15 protein-coding genes are annotated in these 15,587 nt (G+C 37.5%); 6 read left to right on the plus strand and 9 right to left on the minus strand.

Annotated elements, in window-relative coordinates:
- Nucleotides 1-315 precede the first annotated feature (315 nt).
- The 6 genes from AC0L3W_RS01165 to hemH all read left to right on the plus strand — a co-directional run bounded on the left by AC0L3W_RS01165 (nucleotide 316) and on the right by hemH (nucleotide 7,154).
- On the plus strand, nucleotides 316-2,793 hold the full coding sequence (locus AC0L3W_RS01165; RefSeq protein WP_409439867.1) for a glycogen/starch/alpha-glucan phosphorylase: 2,478 nt from the start codon (nucleotides 316-318) through the stop codon (nucleotides 2,791-2,793).
- Between the two features lie 104 nt (nucleotides 2,794-2,897).
- Nucleotides 2,898-3,215, plus strand: a complete 318-nt coding sequence (locus tag AC0L3W_RS01170; protein WP_290039886.1) for a DUF406 family protein — start codon at nucleotides 2,898-2,900, stop codon at nucleotides 3,213-3,215.
- 198 nt (nucleotides 3,216-3,413) lie between these two features.
- A complete protein-coding gene (locus tag AC0L3W_RS01175; protein WP_409439866.1) occupies nucleotides 3,414-4,748 on the plus strand; it encodes a DEAD/DEAH box helicase in 1,335 nt (444 codons plus the stop codon).
- 146 nt (nucleotides 4,749-4,894) lie between these two features.
- Complete coding sequence (locus AC0L3W_RS01180; protein ID WP_290039884.1) at nucleotides 4,895-5,152, plus strand: DUF3081 family protein; 258 nt, start codon at nucleotides 4,895-4,897, stop codon at nucleotides 5,150-5,152.
- Between the two features lie 21 nt (nucleotides 5,153-5,173).
- Complete coding sequence (gene ubiG / locus AC0L3W_RS01185; RefSeq protein WP_290039883.1) at nucleotides 5,174-5,950, plus strand: bifunctional 2-polyprenyl-6-hydroxyphenol methylase/3-demethylubiquinol 3-O-methyltransferase UbiG; 777 nt, start codon at nucleotides 5,174-5,176, stop codon at nucleotides 5,948-5,950.
- Between the two features lie 184 nt (nucleotides 5,951-6,134).
- Nucleotides 6,135-7,154 carry a ferrochelatase gene (hemH, locus tag AC0L3W_RS01190; RefSeq protein ID WP_409439864.1) on the plus strand — a complete coding sequence of 340 codons (1,020 nt, stop codon included), beginning with the start codon at nucleotides 6,135-6,137 and terminating at the stop codon, nucleotides 7,152-7,154.
- A gap of 83 nt (nucleotides 7,155-7,237) precedes the next feature.
- On the opposite strand, the gene AC0L3W_RS01195 is transcribed toward hemH, so the two are convergent.
- The 9 genes from AC0L3W_RS01195 to AC0L3W_RS01235 all read right to left on the minus strand — a co-directional run bounded on the left by AC0L3W_RS01195 (nucleotide 7,238) and on the right by AC0L3W_RS01235 (nucleotide 15,525).
- Complete coding sequence (locus tag AC0L3W_RS01195; protein WP_290040070.1) at nucleotides 7,238-7,729, minus strand: CreA family protein; 492 nt, start codon at nucleotides 7,727-7,729, stop codon at nucleotides 7,238-7,240.
- A 36-nt stretch (nucleotides 7,730-7,765) separates the two neighbouring features.
- A complete protein-coding gene (locus AC0L3W_RS01200) occupies nucleotides 7,766-8,542 on the minus strand; it encodes a Zn-ribbon-containing protein (RefSeq protein ID WP_290039881.1) in 777 nt (258 codons plus the stop codon).
- Between the two features lie 2 nt (nucleotides 8,543-8,544).
- Nucleotides 8,545-8,883: a hypothetical protein gene (locus tag AC0L3W_RS01205; protein ID WP_290039880.1), complete on the minus strand. Its 339-nt coding sequence runs from the start codon at nucleotides 8,881-8,883 to the stop codon at nucleotides 8,545-8,547.
- A gap of 9 nt (nucleotides 8,884-8,892) precedes the next feature.
- The gene (locus tag AC0L3W_RS01210) at nucleotides 8,893-9,213 is read right to left on the minus strand and encodes a DUF3301 domain-containing protein (RefSeq protein WP_290039879.1); all 321 of its coding nucleotides are present in this window, start codon (nucleotides 9,211-9,213) and stop codon (nucleotides 8,893-8,895) included.
- Between the two features lie 11 nt (nucleotides 9,214-9,224).
- A complete protein-coding gene (locus AC0L3W_RS01215; protein ID WP_409439863.1) occupies nucleotides 9,225-10,265 on the minus strand; it encodes a DUF3549 family protein in 1,041 nt (346 codons plus the stop codon).
- A 113-nt stretch (nucleotides 10,266-10,378) separates the two neighbouring features.
- The gene (locus tag AC0L3W_RS01220; RefSeq protein ID WP_290039877.1) at nucleotides 10,379-10,696 is read right to left on the minus strand and encodes a DUF6693 family protein; all 318 of its coding nucleotides are present in this window, start codon (nucleotides 10,694-10,696) and stop codon (nucleotides 10,379-10,381) included.
- 165 nt (nucleotides 10,697-10,861) lie between these two features.
- Nucleotides 10,862-13,015: a catalase/peroxidase HPI gene (gene katG / locus AC0L3W_RS01225; protein ID WP_409439862.1), complete on the minus strand. Its 2,154-nt coding sequence runs from the start codon at nucleotides 13,013-13,015 to the stop codon at nucleotides 10,862-10,864.
- A 439-nt stretch (nucleotides 13,016-13,454) separates the two neighbouring features.
- A complete protein-coding gene (locus AC0L3W_RS01230; protein ID WP_113820498.1) occupies nucleotides 13,455-14,336 on the minus strand; it encodes an NAD(P)-dependent oxidoreductase in 882 nt (293 codons plus the stop codon).
- 538 nt (nucleotides 14,337-14,874) lie between these two features.
- Nucleotides 14,875-15,525: a PEP-CTERM sorting domain-containing protein gene (locus tag AC0L3W_RS01235; protein ID WP_409439861.1), complete on the minus strand. Its 651-nt coding sequence runs from the start codon at nucleotides 15,523-15,525 to the stop codon at nucleotides 14,875-14,877.
- Between the last annotated feature and the right edge of the window lie 62 nt (nucleotides 15,526-15,587).

The raw sequence follows: 15,587 nt of genomic DNA on the forward strand, positions 1-15,587 counted from the left end.
AATTAAAGTTAAACTACTGTTTTTAGGCGAGGTTTCTACCTCGCCTTTTTTATACCTTATTTCCAGGCCTAATATCTCCAGTCACTCTTTTCAATATAATTTTTATTAAAGTTGTTTTTTGATGGTTTTTTTAGTATTACTTTATTTGTACGAAGAATAATCTGTTTTATTCGACTGTATTGCTCTTTTGGGCTCATTATTTATACAAGAAAGTTTTACACGCGATAGAACTGATACCGATTACATAAAATAAGTAATCATTTCATTGGTGTGATTGGTATTACTTTAACTATTTATTAAATTAATGGGTATATCATGGCGACTAAACAAAAAACATCAGTTGCAGTTCCATCAGTCAACTGTGCTGAAATGCAACAAGCGATTATCGACCGCCTTCATAAAGGGCTGGGTACAGATAAAAATAAGGCAAACAATAAAGCTTGGTGGAACGCAACTTGCCAAGCAGTCAATGAGCTCGTTTTTGAAAAATTGACACAAACACATCAAAATCATGCCGATAAAGATACACGCGCAGTTAACTACTTATCACTTGAATTTTTAATGGGAAGGCTATTATCAAATAACCTACAAAATCTAGAGGTCTTTGATGTTACACAGGAAGCATTAAAAGCATTAGGCAAAGACCTCTACGAAATATGTGATGAAGAGCCTGATATGGCTTTAGGCAATGGCGGTCTAGGACGTTTAGCGGCTTGTTTTATCGATTCCTTAGCGACGTTAGGTTACCCTGCAATAGGTTATGGTATCCACTATGAGCATGGTTTATTTAAGCAAGAATTCCAAGATGGTCGTCAAATAGAACGTCCAGATACGTGGCGTGAATACGGTAATCCTTGGGAAATTTGCCGTCCAGAATCGATTCAATTTGTACCGTTATATGGTTACGTTGAAACTGTCTATGAACAAGGTAAAGGCTCTCGTAAAGTTTGGCATGCAGGCCAAAAACTAAAAGGGGTACCTTGGGATATCCCCATTGTTGGCTATGGTGCAAAAACCGTTAATATTTTACGTTTATGGGAAAGTCGTTCCCATGAAGCATTTGATTGGGATGTATTTAATGCGGGTGGTTATGTTGATGCACAGGCTGAGAAGTCAAAAGCAGAGACAGTATCTAAAGTGCTTTATCCAAACGACTCAACAGATGCAGGTAAAGAGTTACGTTTAATTCAGCAATACTTTTTCTGTGCTTGTTCAGTAAAAGATATTTTACGTCGTTTTAAACGCGCGAATAAAGAAGAGTGGTCATTGCTGCCTGAAAAGGTCGCTATTCAATTAAACGATACGCATCCAACCATTGCAATCCCGGAATTAATGCGCATTTTAATTGATGAAGAAGCTTTAGAATGGCCTGAAGCATGGGAGATTTGTCAAAAAACCTTTGCTTATACTAATCATACTTTATTGCCAGAAGCTTTAGAAAAATGGTCGGTCGCATTATTTGAAAAAGTATTACCTCGTCATTTAGAGATTATCTATGAAATCAACTCTCAATTTTTAACTAAAGTAGTTGAGAAAAAATGGCCTGGTGACGATGCCAAAAAATCCAAATTGTCGGTTATTGAGGAGTCTCAACCGCGCATGGTACGCATGGCTAATTTATGTGTTATTACCGCTTACAAGGTAAATGGGGTCGCGGCAGTTCATTCTGAATTAGTAAAAACGGATCTGTTTCCTGAGTTCCACGAGTTATTCCCAACCAAGCTAGTGAATGTAACCAATGGTGTTACACCACGTCGCTGGTTAAAAGCTTGTAATCCTGGCTTAGCCACTTTGTTAGATGAGACTATTGGTGATGACTGGGTACTTAACTTAGATAAACTCAAAGGTATCTTACCTAAAGCGAGTGACAGTGCTTTTCAACAACGCTTTATGGATATTAAAAAAGAAAATAAAGTGGTCATGGCTAAAATAATTAAAGAAGAAACGGGGGTAGATGTTTCTGTGGATGCGATTTTTGATGTGCAAATTAAACGTTTGCACGAATACAAGCGTCAGCAGTTAAACCTGATCCATATTCTTACCTTATATAAACGTTTATTAGAAGATCCTGACTACGATATGGTGCCACGTGTTTTTTTATTCGGGGCAAAAGCTGCACCGGGCTATCACATGGCAAAAGAGATTATTTTTGCTCTGAATAAAATCGCTGACAAAGTTAATAATGATGTTCGTATTGAAGATAAATTGAAGGTCGTGTTCTTACCAAATTACCGTGTTTCTCTAGCAGAAAAAATGTTTCCTGCTGCAGACGTTTCTGAGCAAATATCAACCGCAGGGTTGGAGGCATCAGGCACTGGTAACATGAAGTTCTCTTTAAATGGTGCGTTGACCATCGGCACGATGGATGGTGCAAATATAGAGATGGCCGAAGAGATTGGCGCAGAGCATATGTTTATCTTCGGGTTAAGTGTTGATGAAGTGAAGGCGTTAAAAGCAGAAGGTTATAACCCATACGATTATTACTACAATAATCCAGAGTTAAAATCAGTCTTGGATTGGTTAGACAGCGACTTCTTCACTCCTAGTCATCCAGGTTTATTGTCAGATATTAAACGTAGTTTATTAGAGTGGGGCGATGAATACCTCTGTCTTGCTGACTATGAGTCTTATGTTAATGCGCATCAAGCTATTGATACCTTATATCGAGATCAGTCTGCTTGGGCTGAAAAAGCGATCTTAAATGCAGGGGCGATGGGTAAGTTTAATTCGGATAGATCAATCGAAGATTATGCAACCAAAATTTGGAATTTGAAGAAATTTCCCATTGCTTAATGATGTAAATCATTAAAAGGTGAAAGGGCGACCCTCAGGTGTCGCCTTTTTTATTTAAAGCGAGTTACAATTAAGCATGATGTATAACGAGTTAAGAGGTCATTATGTTTACACAAGAAACGGCACTACAAAAAAACAATCAAGAGAATAATATCTGCGAAGCCTGCGGTACTTTTGTTGAACTTGGCTCAGTGATTACAGAGGATGATACGCTACTTATTCTGCCTTTTAGCGGTCCAGACAAAGCTAGTGTTGAACAATTAGCTGATAAGTATATTCAATCTGCACAAACTCGCTTTCCGGAAGTGCAGGTTTCAGTCGACTATAAAGAAGTGGAATATGCAGTTGAAAGTAAAGTGAGCCTGAAATTTGAATGTACCGCAGAAAAGCTAATATTTGAAATGGGGTTGAGTAGTATCTAACGCATTTAAATTGAACAACCGAATAAGCTCCCTACACCTATTTTCTGATGTTATGGAGCGCTTATTGCCCTTTGTTTTAATATTCTGGCTGCTAAAATCAGTTTTTTTCTTCGCAATTGCAAACTTCATTTCTTAATTTTATGCTTAATCGTTATACTTAACCTTTAACTAATTATTTTGACTGTTTTGGAGCATACATTGCTAATTAAAGATTTACCCATTGATCAGCGTTTGATCACTTCTGTTTCACATTTAGGTTTTAAAGAAACAACACAAATTCAAGCTGATTCCATTCCGGTGGCAATTGCAGGGAAAGATCTTTTAGCATCCTCTAAAACAGGCTCAGGTAAAACACTTGCGTACTTATTACCTGCCATGCAGCGTGTTTTGAAAAGTCGTGCTCTTACGCGACGTGATCCTCGTGTACTAATCCTAACGCCAACGCGTGAGTTAGCTAAACAGGTTTATGCGCAATTGCGTTTATTAGTATCTAACACCAGTGTGAAATCTATTTTAGTTTTAGGTGGTGAAAACTTTAATGATCAAGTAAAAGCCATTGATAAAGACCCGCATTTTATTGTTGGCACACCGGGGCGAATTGTGGACCATGTTAAAAAAGGGCTGCTACATTTACCGGGGTTAGAACTATTAATTTTAGATGAAGCTGACCGTATGTTGGACTTAGGTTTTGCTGAGCAGTTAACAGCAATTAACGAAGCGGCAAATCACCGTTTACGTCAGACATTAATGTTTTCAGCAACGTTGGGTCATGGCGAAGTAAATGAGTTTGCGGGGCATTTATTAAAGTCACCTATTCGCATTACAGTGGGTGAAGAAAACCAACAACATAGTGAGATTACGCAGCGTTTTTACTTGGCTGATAATTTGAATCAAAAAGAGAAGTTATTATTTCATTTTTTAAAAGAAGAACAGATTGATCAAGCTATTATCTTCACTGCAACACGTGCTGATACCGAGCGCTTAAGTGCTATTTTAATTGAAAAAGGAATGTCGGCAGTAGCATTGCATGGAGAGTTATCTCAAGCGAACCGTAATAAAATTATGGATTCATTCTCTCGCGGTAAACAAAAAATATTAGTAACAACTGATATCGCTTCACGCGGTTTAGACTTAGTGCATGTAAGCCACGTTTTAAACTTTGATATTCCAAAGCATACTGAAGAATATATTCATCGTATTGGTCGAACTGGGCGTGCAGGTGAGTTGGGTGATGCTATTTCTATTATTGGTCCAAAAGATTGGGATAATTTTAAAAAAGTAGAAAGCTTTGTTGCTCAAAAAATTAGCTTTGATAAGGTGGAGGGGATTAATCCTAAGTTTAAAGGATTAAAACCAGCACCTAAGAAGCTTTTTAAAGAGAAAAAAGTAGTGGCTGATAAGAAGAAGCCAGCGGTTAAAAAAGCCAGAGTAAGTAATAAAAAACAAGAGAATGTTTTCCATGAATCAATCGATGTTGGAGCAGCTCCAATGCGTCGTAAAAAACGCGTTATTATTGATGATTCTGAAGATTAATCATTAGCTTACCATTAATTATTATTCTGCCCCGCTGAGCAATCACCGGGGCTTTTTTTGATCTTTTTATCTGCCATTGCGTATTAATAAATAATACTCATAACAGTATTTATTGTAATGGGTATCAATACTAAAAAGGTGAAATGATGGATATTAATAAAATGAAAAAACGCCATTTATTACAAGTATTTGAATTAATTACTAGTAAAGGTGTTAAGTCCGAAGGTGTGTATCAATATCAGGACATCACCGCTTCACATGACTTTGATGGTTATACATGTTGGCTAGCCTTTAAGGATTTAACCGTGACGTTACTATTCCACGGTGCTTATGACTTAGATTATGACAATGAAGAAACGCTAAAGATCTTCTTTAAAAAAGTCGCGAAGTTATTAGACGATTAAGTATTAACAGATAAGTTGATCATGATGAATACATTGAATCCAGACGAAGTTAAAAAATTCCAAGCTATGGCTAGCGAGTGGTGGGATCCGCAAGGAAAATTTAAACCATTACATAAATTAAACCCAACGCGTCTTGCCTACATCACTCAACAGGTAGCCTCACACTACCGTAGAGATAGTCAATCAACACTGCCATTCAACGGCTTACGTTTGTTAGATATTGGTTGTGGTGGCGGTTTATTAAGCGAGCCAATGGCCGCACTCGGTGCTGATGTATTGGGAGCAGATGCTGCTCCCAATAATATACCTGTTGCACAATTGCATGCTCAACAGTCTGGTTTAAAGATTGATTATCGAAACACATTAGCTGAAAATTTGTTGGAGCAAGACGAGTTATTTGATGTGATATTGAATATGGAAGTGATAGAACATGTTGCTAATCCTAGTGACTTTTTGGAAGCTTGTGGTCGCATGCTAAAGCCTGGCGGATTAATGATTTGTTCCACAATTAATCGTAATATAAAAAGTTATATTGTTGCTATTTTCGGCGCTGAAAGGGTGATGCGTTGGTTGCCAATTGGTACTCATCAATGGAGTAAGTTTATTAAGCCTGTTGAGTTACAAAAAATGATTAATCAAGCTCAGTTAAATATCCAAGATCAGCAAGGCTTTGTGTTTAATCCACTAAAATGGAGTTGGTCTGTATCAGAAAAAGATTTATCTGTTAATTATGCTATGTGCATTGTAAAACCAATGGACTCAATAGATAAAAAAGATTATTCCTTAAACGTTGAATGAGCTATATTTCAACTAGTTATTTAAGTTTTTAAGGTTATTTAAACTCACTAATATTGCATATTAAAAACTAATTAAATAGTTTACAAGGTCTTTGATATTAGTTATTTAACATTGATCTACACTAATGCCACTCGAGTACATAACTTTATACTATTATTTTTAATGCTCAACAAAGGAGCTTAATGTGTCGCGTTTCTCTGGTATCACTGATAATCCTCACGAAGGTCGCTTTCATCAAAAAACAGGTATTTTACTAACAAATTTAGGTAGTCCAGATGAGCCTTCTACTAAAGCAGTTCGTATTTATTTGCGAGAATTTTTATCGGATCGACGTATTGTCGAAATACCACGTCTTATTTGGATGATAATTCTGCATGGTATTGTTCTGCGAGTAAGACCTAAAAAGTCGGCTAAGTTATATAACAGTATTTGGACTGAAAATGGCTCACCTTTAACTCATATTACCGAGTTACAGCGTGATAAGCTAAGCTTGCTATTAAAAGAAAAAGGTTACCAAGATACAGAAGTAGTGATGAGTATGCGTTATGGCAACCCATCCATTGAGTCTGGTTTGAAAACGTTACGTGAGAAAGGCTTTACACGTATTGTCGTATTGCCTCTTTACCCTCAATACTCTAGCCCTACCACCGGCTCAACCTTCGATGCTGTTGCTAGAGTATTACAGACTTGGCGCTGGGTGTCAGAATTGCACTTTATTAACGGTTATCATAAAAATACTAGCTATATTGAATCGTTAGCTAATAGTGTTGCAGAAGATTTAGAAAAGAATGGCACACCGCAAAAAATTGTTTTTTCATACCATGGGATGCCAAAGCTATTTTTAAAAAACGGCGATCCTTATTATTGTTTATGCTTGCAAACAACACGTTTAGTGATGGAAAAGTTAAATTTAGACAAAGACTTAGTGATCAGTACTTTTCAGAGTCGTTTTGGTAAAGCAGAGTGGTTAAAACCTTACACCGATGCAACCTTAGAAAGCTTTCCGGCACAAGGTATCAAAGACGTTGCAATTATTAGCCCGGCTTTCAGCGCTGATTGTCTGGAAACATTAGAAGAATTAGAGTCTGAGAATAGAGAGATATTTGAAGAAGCTGGTGGCGAAAAATATCGTTATATTGCAGCGTTAAATGATCGCGATGATCACATTGAAGCCATGTTTGAGGTATTAAAACCTAATCTATAAAGTGTTAATGAGTGTTAATATATACAAAAATGCCCCGTTAAGTGATGCTTATACGGGGCATTTTTTATTCACCAGTTGGTATTTTATAGCGTGTCTTGTGACTCTTTCTGTGGTGTTACAGCTGCCTTTTCTTGATAAGCATCTGTGCCCCATAGCGGTACAGTTGATAAACTATGTTTGAAGCTACCCGATGTTTCTTTTGTTGAGTAAGAAACATACATTAAGGTTTGGTTCTCCGTATCAAAAATACGACGGATTTTCATATTTTTAAAGAAGATACTTTTCGACTTCTTAAAGACAACTTCACCAGATTTACTTTTATCAATCTTAGCTATCATTGCTAATGTAACCTCACCGGTTTGACGACATGAAATAGCGCTATCACTAGGATCAGAAAAGCTTAAATCAGCTTCTATTGATGCAATATGACAGGTTACACCCGGCACTAGAGGATCTTTTAAAATATTGAGTTTAATATCTTGAGTGGTAAATAAACCTAAGCTGACATCGCCTACTTCATCCTGAGAGCAGCCTCTTAATACAAAGAAGCCGATAATCAACAATATTAATACCATAATGATGATTTTTATTTTTTTTAACATGGTTATATCCTATTTTTTAAAGTCCCACGAAAGGTTGGAGACAAGTTGGCATTGGTCACACTTAAAGTCAAAAATATCGAATAAGGGTTCATTTAATTTCCAGTCACCACCACAGCTTGGGCAAGGTCTATTTTGCTCTTCTTGTAATGATTTACCAGCGACTCGATATAAATAATAATAAGTAGGGACTTTGGTTATATATTGAATGCGTTTGCACAGATTAGTTCCACGATAAAAGAATTTACTGTCAACTTCACCTAACTCTTTTAATGCGGCACTTGATACTGCTGAGCCATTCATCTGTAATTCATCTAAGTTAACCCACTCTTCTTGCCACTTAATTGCACTTTTACGGTCACCATTACTTATCTCTTCTGGTGTACGGTAAAGCGGAATAGGTGCTAAGGTTTCACCGCAACGTATTGGTGAGCAAGTATCTAAAAATGTAGTGTATAAGATCTGCCAGCTTGGGTTAAAATTGGTAGCACATTGTTGTGAGTTAAGATCTTCCGCGATAGTCTTTATTTTTGGAGCTAATAAGCCTGCATTGGTTAATCCTTGCAAAGCATGTGTTACCTGTGGACTGTTAAAACGTGCATGCAAACTATGTTCTTCTGGGCAAACTAAACGCGTCGTGAAAATAGCCCCTTGCATTGCCACTGGGAACTCCCTACCAAGTATCTGTCCATTGTAACGCAGCATATCTAAATAGTTGTTAATGGCACGCTCTACGGCGGCATATTGTGTATCTTGGTAGCACTCAAAGCTCAATTCTTTAATATACACAGTTAGTCTTCCGCCGGGTGCGTTGTCGCTATTTTATTTTCTAATGTTTGTATCTGCATTTTTAAGACTTTAATCTCTTCTTGTAGTGGGATGATTGCTTGTGTAATCCGGTTATTAATTAGCTCATCAATACTGCTATTTTCCTGGCTTATACTTGCACCTGTGAGTGCAGGCTCAGTTGGCGTATTAATTTGTTTTGTTGGATTGTCTTGCCACATTTTCAAGCCTTGAATAATCGTCGGGAGTGGCGTATTTTTAGGTAAACGCGCTTTGATTAAGCTAGTAGTTGGCGTTTTTCCTTCTTTAATTAATTGCTGGGCAATTAAGATAATACGATCCATAAATGACCTCTAATGAAAAGTCTGCTGATCGTCAACAACACGATAAGCAGGTAATTGGAAACGTGGCTTAATTAATCCGTTTAAAGTTAAGCCGCCTTGGTAGTTATTGTCACCGTCACTGCTAAACTCAAATACAAAACTAGCCTGCAAGAAATCACTGCCTAATGTAAAGTTGAAGCGAGATCGTGAAAAAGACAATAGTTGTAAGCTGAGCTTATGGCAGTGTGCTTCAGTTAGTTTTTTAGCTAACTCCGATTGTTGGCGCAACTTCCAAATAGTAGTACCCACTAAAACCATCAGCAGAATAAATAACAGATCCCAAATAATCATAATGATTGCCCTTAGGTAGTTGGTTTTAGGCCAGAAAATAGCAAACCTATGGCTTGTGATAAGGCAGGAGAACGCGCAGTTAAACGTAACTGCTTTAATACTTTATCACGTAATGCTGGAATCGCTACTAGGTCAGCAAATAACTGTGGGAATAATGCCTGTTGATGTGTTGCTAACGCTTCAAAATAACGATTCAATAAGGTTTCATCTTGTAATTGTGTCCAGCAACGGCCTGCAATCGTAATATACCAATCTGCATCATGTAATAGTTCTGAGGAAAACTGCAACTCTAATAGCTGTTTACCTTGAGTATTAGTGCTTGCCAATGCTCTTAATAATAAGATAGCGGTGGTAGTTTGGCCAAGTTGTAAACGCTGTATTGCTTGCTCTATTATTTTTTCTGCTAGTGATGCACTGATAGTGGTTTGGTTTTCAAGGCATAAGCATAAGGTTTGTAAAGGTTGCTCCGGCAGAGTCGGTAAAGCGGCAATTATTTTTTGTTGGTTATCATCATGATTTAAGCGTGCAGCGAGATCGGCAAAACCTTGAAAGCCAAGTGTTTGCCAGTCTTGATTATCTATTGAACCTGAAAAATAAGCTTGGACTGCTGGATAAAACGAAGAAGCAGGGCGTACAAAAACACTATTAATATTGGCATTAAAAATAGCTAATTTTTCAGCACTTGGTTTAAATACAAATGGATTACTGGCTAGACGTTCTTGGGTTTTATCACTGACATCGGCGGTTAAGTTTTCTCCCATAGCTTCTACGACCATGCGAATAAAGCTAGTTTGCGCGGTAATTTTCATTAAACCTTGTTCGTCCAATGGCATTTTTAAAAACCACACAAAATGCTCTTTTTGAGCTGCGACTTGCCAGAAGGTAATGGCGAGAAAAGCATGTTGTTGAATAGGGTAAGGATAAGCCTGTTCATTATTGGCCACTTTTTGGAATTTGCTATTATCTATTTTTTGCACAATACGCCCTAAATCATATACGCGAAATTGGCATTGGGCTTGTTCTAAAAAATCGGTCAGGGTGTTCATGCTCATGAAAAACTATCTTTATTTATTAATGGTATGGCGATTATATACAGGTATCAGCAAGACCTCTATGTTGTGATTCAAACTCTCTTGTATTTATCGCCAAACTTGGGGGCATTCAGTTAATTACTGAGAGTGGTGTTATTTAGCGAATAATTCCAGACTTTATAGAAGTAGAAGGCGTAACCTAGCCCTAAGGTCAAAATAGAGATGATCATCCATAAAATAACATGGCCAATATTGCCAAAAAGGTCAGTGTTACATGACATCTTTCTCGCCTTACCTTGGTCATCAATTAACTCTGAACGGTTAATTACAAATTTAGAAAATGAGTAAGGGTAAAAGAAAGCGGCAATGCCCAAGGTCACCATGATTAATAAAAACCACAGTATGATATGGCCTAAGATATCGATTGTTCCTACATCTGCTTGAATCTTCATATATTTCCTTAGTAAATTTGGTTAAACCAAAGTTAACGTATCTAGTGCAGGAATGCCATTATTTGATGTCTAGGTTGTTAATTCAGGAAGTCTAGATACAAAAAAGCCCTGAAAAGTCAGGGCTTAGAGATTATGTTATTAGACCATCACAGTCTAATCATTGGATTATACTAAGTCGAAGCGGTCTGCATTCATTACTTTAACCCAAGCTGCGACGAAGTCTTTAACAAATTTATCTTTGTTATCGTCTTGTGCATAAACTTCAGCATATGAACGAAGAATCGAGTTTGAACCGAATACTAGGTCTACTCGTGTTGCTGTCCATTTCACTGCTTTTGTTGCTGTATCTTGAATCTCATAAGAGTTACGGCCAGTAGCTACCCATGAGTTACTCATATCAGTTAGGTTAACAAAGAAGTCATTAGTTAATGCGCCTTCGTTATCAGTAAATACACCATGCTTAGTGCCACCGTAGTTAGTACCGATTACACGTAGACCACCGATTAGCACTGTCATTTCTGGTGCCGTTAGATTTAGCAGTTGCGCTTTATCCAATAGCATCTCTTCTGGTGTTACTGTGTAATGTTTTTTCTGCCAGTTACGGAATCCATCATGAACAGGCTCAAGTACTTCAAAAGCTTCATCATCGGTCATTTCTTGTGATGCATCACCACGACCAGGTGCAAATGGTACTGTAATGTCAAAGCCAGCTTCTTTTGCTGATTTTTCAATACCTACGCTACCTGCTAGTACGATAACATCGGCTAGACTTGCGCCACTTTCAGCTGCGATTGCTTCAAATACTGTTAATACTTTAGCTAAACGCTCTGGTTCGTTACCTTCCCAGTTTCTTTGTTGCTCAAGACGAATACGAGCACCGTTAGCACCGCCACGTTTATCTGAGTTACGGTAAGTTCTTGCACTATCCCATGCCGTTGCAACTAGTTCACTTACTGTTAAGTCAGACATTGCGATTTTAGCTTTAACTGCATCAACATCGTAGTTAGTGTTACCAGCTGGTACAGGGTCTTGCCAGATTAACTCTTCTTGCGGTACATCTGGACCAATGTAACGTGCTTTAGGACCTAAATCACGGTGCGTTAGTTTGAACCAAGCTCTTGCAAATACTTCTGAGAAGTATTCTTGATCGTTAGCAAATTTCTCAGAAATTTTACGGTATTCAGGGTCAACCTTCATTGCCATATCGGCATCAGTCATCATTGGGTTATAACGTGTTGTTAAATCTTCAACATCAACTGGTTTTTTCTCTTCTGGTAAATCAATTGGTTCCCATTGAGTTGCGCCTGCTGGGCTTTTTTTCAGTTCCCAATCGTAGTTAAGTAATAAATCAAAGAAACCATTATCCCACTTGGTAGGATTAGATGTCCAAGCACCTTCAATACCACTTGTTACTGTGTCACGGCCAATACCACGTTTAGTTTTGTTCAACCAACCGAAACCTTGATCTTCTAATTCAGCGCCTTCTGGATCTGCTTCTACTTGTGATGCATCACCATTACCATGTGCTTTACCTACAGTATGACCGCCAGCTGTTAAAGCTACTGTTTCTTCATCATCCATTGCCATGCGAGCAAAGGTAACGCGGATATCATCAGCTGTTTTTTGTGGGTTAGAAATACCGTCTACACCTTCAGGGTTAACATAGATAAGCCCCATCATTACTGCTGCTAGTGGGTTTTCTAGATCTCGCTCGCCAGAGTATCGAGAACCTTCACTACCACTTGGTGCTAACCATTCTCTTTCAGAACCCCAGTAGATGTCTTTTTCTGGATGCCAGATATCTTCACGACCAAAAGCAAAACCAAATGTTTTAAGCCCCATTGATTCATAAGCCATTGTACCAGCATAAGCGATTAAATCAGCCCAGCTTAATTTGTTACCATATTTCTTTTTGATAGGCCAAAGTAAACGACGTGCTTTATCAAGGTTAGCATTGTCAGGCCAAGAATTAAGAGGTGCAAAACGTTGGCTGCCAGATGCCGCGCCACCACGACCATCGGCAATACGGTAAGTACCCGCTGAGTGCCATGTCATACGAATCATTAGACCGCCGTAGTGACCCCAGTCAGCTGGCCACCATGGTTGGCTATCTGTCATTAAGTCTATCATATCTTTTTTAAGAGATTCTACATCTAATGTCTTAACGGCTTCACGGTAGTCGAAGTCTGCTTCTAATGGGTTAGTTTTTGTATCATATTGGTGAAGAATATCTAGGTTAAGCGCTTTAGGCCACCAAACTTTATTTGCCGTTGGTGTTGTCGCGGCACCATGCATTACTGGACACTTACTATCAGACATATGTAAATCCTCTTAAATTAAAATGGTAAACTTATTTACAGCACAGGTTGTTTTCGTTGAGTACTACTATTGCTTATTCAATTTTAAATGTGAAGTTGTTTGTCTCAATTAGATTGATAGCTGGAGGCGATTAATCTTTCATTTTTAATTGACGCTGTGTTTTGTTTATACTACTAACGATATAGAATATAGCTAAGATGTGGCGAATAATAAAGCGGTTGCTGTGAGGGAGGTCAATAAATAACATTTCATTTAGAAGTTGTTATGAAAGAGTACTTTATTTACTCAATAGGAAATATGAAAAGTATAAGTTTTTATGGGTATAAATAAAAAAACACTCACATTACCTTAAATAATTTAAAGTAATGTGAGTGTCATAGTATTATTTTAAGCCCACTTAAATTACTAGAACTAATGAGCTTTTAAAGCTACTTTTCAGTTACTTTTCTAATTTAGTAAAGTAATCAAAAATAACGGGTACATCGTGTTGGCCAAGACCAGCATCAACAGCAGCTTGTAAGTTAGCTGAAGTACCTTGAGCGATTAGAGACTCAGAGCCTAAGTCAGCAACCATTTGGTTAAAGTAACCAAGATCTTTGTTAGCATTAGCCACTGAGAAACCTAATTTTTCTTCGCCATCTACCGCGTAGAATTTAGTGAATTGCATAAATGGTGAGTTAGAAGGACCTGCTGACATGATATCAAACAGTTGTTGTCCATCAACACCTGCTGCTTTTGCTACAGCAAAGGCTTGAGACATAGCAGTTACTGTCGTCATGCCAATGAAGTTGTTGATCAGTTTAGTTGTATGACCGGCACCTAGTGCGCCAAGATGAAATACGTTTTCACCTTGTTCATCTAATACAGGTTTAACTTTGTTAAATGTTTCAATATCACCAGCTGCCATGATGTTTAATAAACCATCTTTAGCATGTGCAGGAGTACGACCTAGCGGTGCATCGATCATACCACAGCCTTTTTCTGCTAATGCAGCACCAATCTTACGAGTAGAGTCTGGAATAGAAGTGCCGAAGTCAATGAGTACTTTACCTTCAGACATACCAGCTAATATGCCGTCTTCTGCATAAACAACTAACTCAACTACTTTTGAAGTAGTTAGTGCTAGCATCACGATGTCACTTTTCTCAGCTAATTCTTTACCTGAAGCAACTTCAGTAGCATTACCACGTGCAATTACTTTCGCAACAGCATCTTTATTAAGATCCATTACATTTACTTGAAAACCACGTGTTTGTAAGTTTTCAACCATGTTGCCGCCCATAAGGCCAAGGCCGATGAAACCAATTACTGGTTTAGTCATATCTAACTCCTAAATGTCTTATTATATGTTTACGTTTTAAGTAGGATAACTGGCTCGCTATATTTAATCAATCTTTGATAGGAGGAAATCCTTTTGAGGTCACGATTACAGTTATTTAGGTATTGATATTGATTGCTATCTATCAGTTTTGTGAGCTACATAAAGTATTAATAAGTTAATTGCTGTTTAGCATTTTTGGGGGGGCTTTATTTTAAAATCTATATTTATCAGTTATTTATGTTTTTGTTTTTGATTTTTATTTTAATGCTAATAGGTTTTGCAGAGGATAAATAAAAAAAGAGGCTTAAAAAATAATTCATTATTTATCGTTCATGGGCAATGAAATGAGTCTTTAAATCTTTAAGAGAACGATAAGTGTGGCTTATTAATTGTTCTTTATATCGGAATTTATATTTGTTAACGTCGAAGCGAAAAATCAAATAGTCATACTAATTAAGTTTTCGTAGTATTTATTATATGACATAAAAAAGCCTCTGGTATCAGAGGCTAATAAATAACTTTGTTAAGTATGCAAAGGTTATTTATGCAACTTTTTTCTAGATAATCCTAAACCAACTAGCGCTAAACCAAATAAACCGAATAAAGCGGGTTCTGGTACTGTGCCGATAATTTTTACAGCCGCTGTGCCGTTGATTTTATACTTACCAGCTAAATTATCTGTTTGATAGTAGTGTGACCTGTATCCTGATTCTAATACTAAGAATTCAGACTCATCTAAGAAATCATGATGTTGTGCTAAATAGTAAGTTCCACTGCCTAGCGAGATAGTTAAATCAGATAGGAGAAAGTCAGTCACATCAATGCTATTTAGATTGTAAGTACTAGTAGTTGCTTTTTTTTGCCCACTATATAATGCTTCACCAAATGGATTATCGGCAGAAATGATCTTCCAGCTGGTTGATTGATAACTTTCAATCCCTAAACCTGTACCATCACCACCGTTACCGTTAATCTCATTATTGTCTGTCGCAAAGAACTCAAAACCAGTAATGTCCCAATTTGCGTCTGCAGTAAATTCAGAAATAATCCACCACTCTGTTGACCCTAAACAACCCTCTGCAACGCAACGTCCACTCGTATCTATAGGCTCACCCGAATCATATAAGGCTACTGCATTAGCTGCTGTACTTATTATTAGGGAAAATAATATACCTATGATTTTTTTCATTTGTAACTCCGACACTTAAGTCTTTAAATAGATATTAATTAATAGCGCTTAATTCTACTTCT

Source organism: Psychromonas sp. KJ10-5, from assembly GCF_055808325.1.

Coding starts and splice junctions, on each gene's coding strand:
- ubiG (WP_290039883.1), top strand. CDS start 5,174: ATGATGAATACATTGAATCCAGACGAAGTTAAAAAATTCCAAGCTATG.
- AC0L3W_RS01220 (WP_290039877.1), bottom strand. CDS start 10,696: ATGAAGATTCAAGCAGATGTAGGAACAATCGATATCTTAGGCCATATC.
- AC0L3W_RS01170 (WP_290039886.1), top strand. CDS start 2,898: ATGTTTACACAAGAAACGGCACTACAAAAAAACAATCAAGAGAATAAT.
- katG (WP_409439862.1), bottom strand. CDS start 13,015: ATGTCTGATAGTAAGTGTCCAGTAATGCATGGTGCCGCGACAACACCA.
- AC0L3W_RS01180 (WP_290039884.1), top strand. CDS start 4,895: ATGGATATTAATAAAATGAAAAAACGCCATTTATTACAAGTATTTGAA.
- AC0L3W_RS01235 (WP_409439861.1), bottom strand. CDS start 15,525: ATGAAAAAAATCATAGGTATATTATTTTCCCTAATAATAAGTACAGCA.
- AC0L3W_RS01230 (WP_113820498.1), bottom strand. CDS start 14,336: ATGACTAAACCAGTAATTGGTTTCATCGGCCTTGGCCTTATGGGCGGC.
- AC0L3W_RS01210 (WP_290039879.1), bottom strand. CDS start 9,213: ATGATTATTTGGGATCTGTTATTTATTCTGCTGATGGTTTTAGTGGGT.
- AC0L3W_RS01205 (WP_290039880.1), bottom strand. CDS start 8,883: ATGGATCGTATTATCTTAATTGCCCAGCAATTAATTAAAGAAGGAAAA.
- AC0L3W_RS01215 (WP_409439863.1), bottom strand. CDS start 10,265: ATGAGCATGAACACCCTGACCGATTTTTTAGAACAAGCCCAATGCCAA.
- AC0L3W_RS01165 (WP_409439867.1), top strand. CDS start 316: ATGGCGACTAAACAAAAAACATCAGTTGCAGTTCCATCAGTCAACTGT.
- AC0L3W_RS01195 (WP_290040070.1), bottom strand. CDS start 7,729: ATGGTATTAATATTGTTGATTATCGGCTTCTTTGTATTAAGAGGCTGC.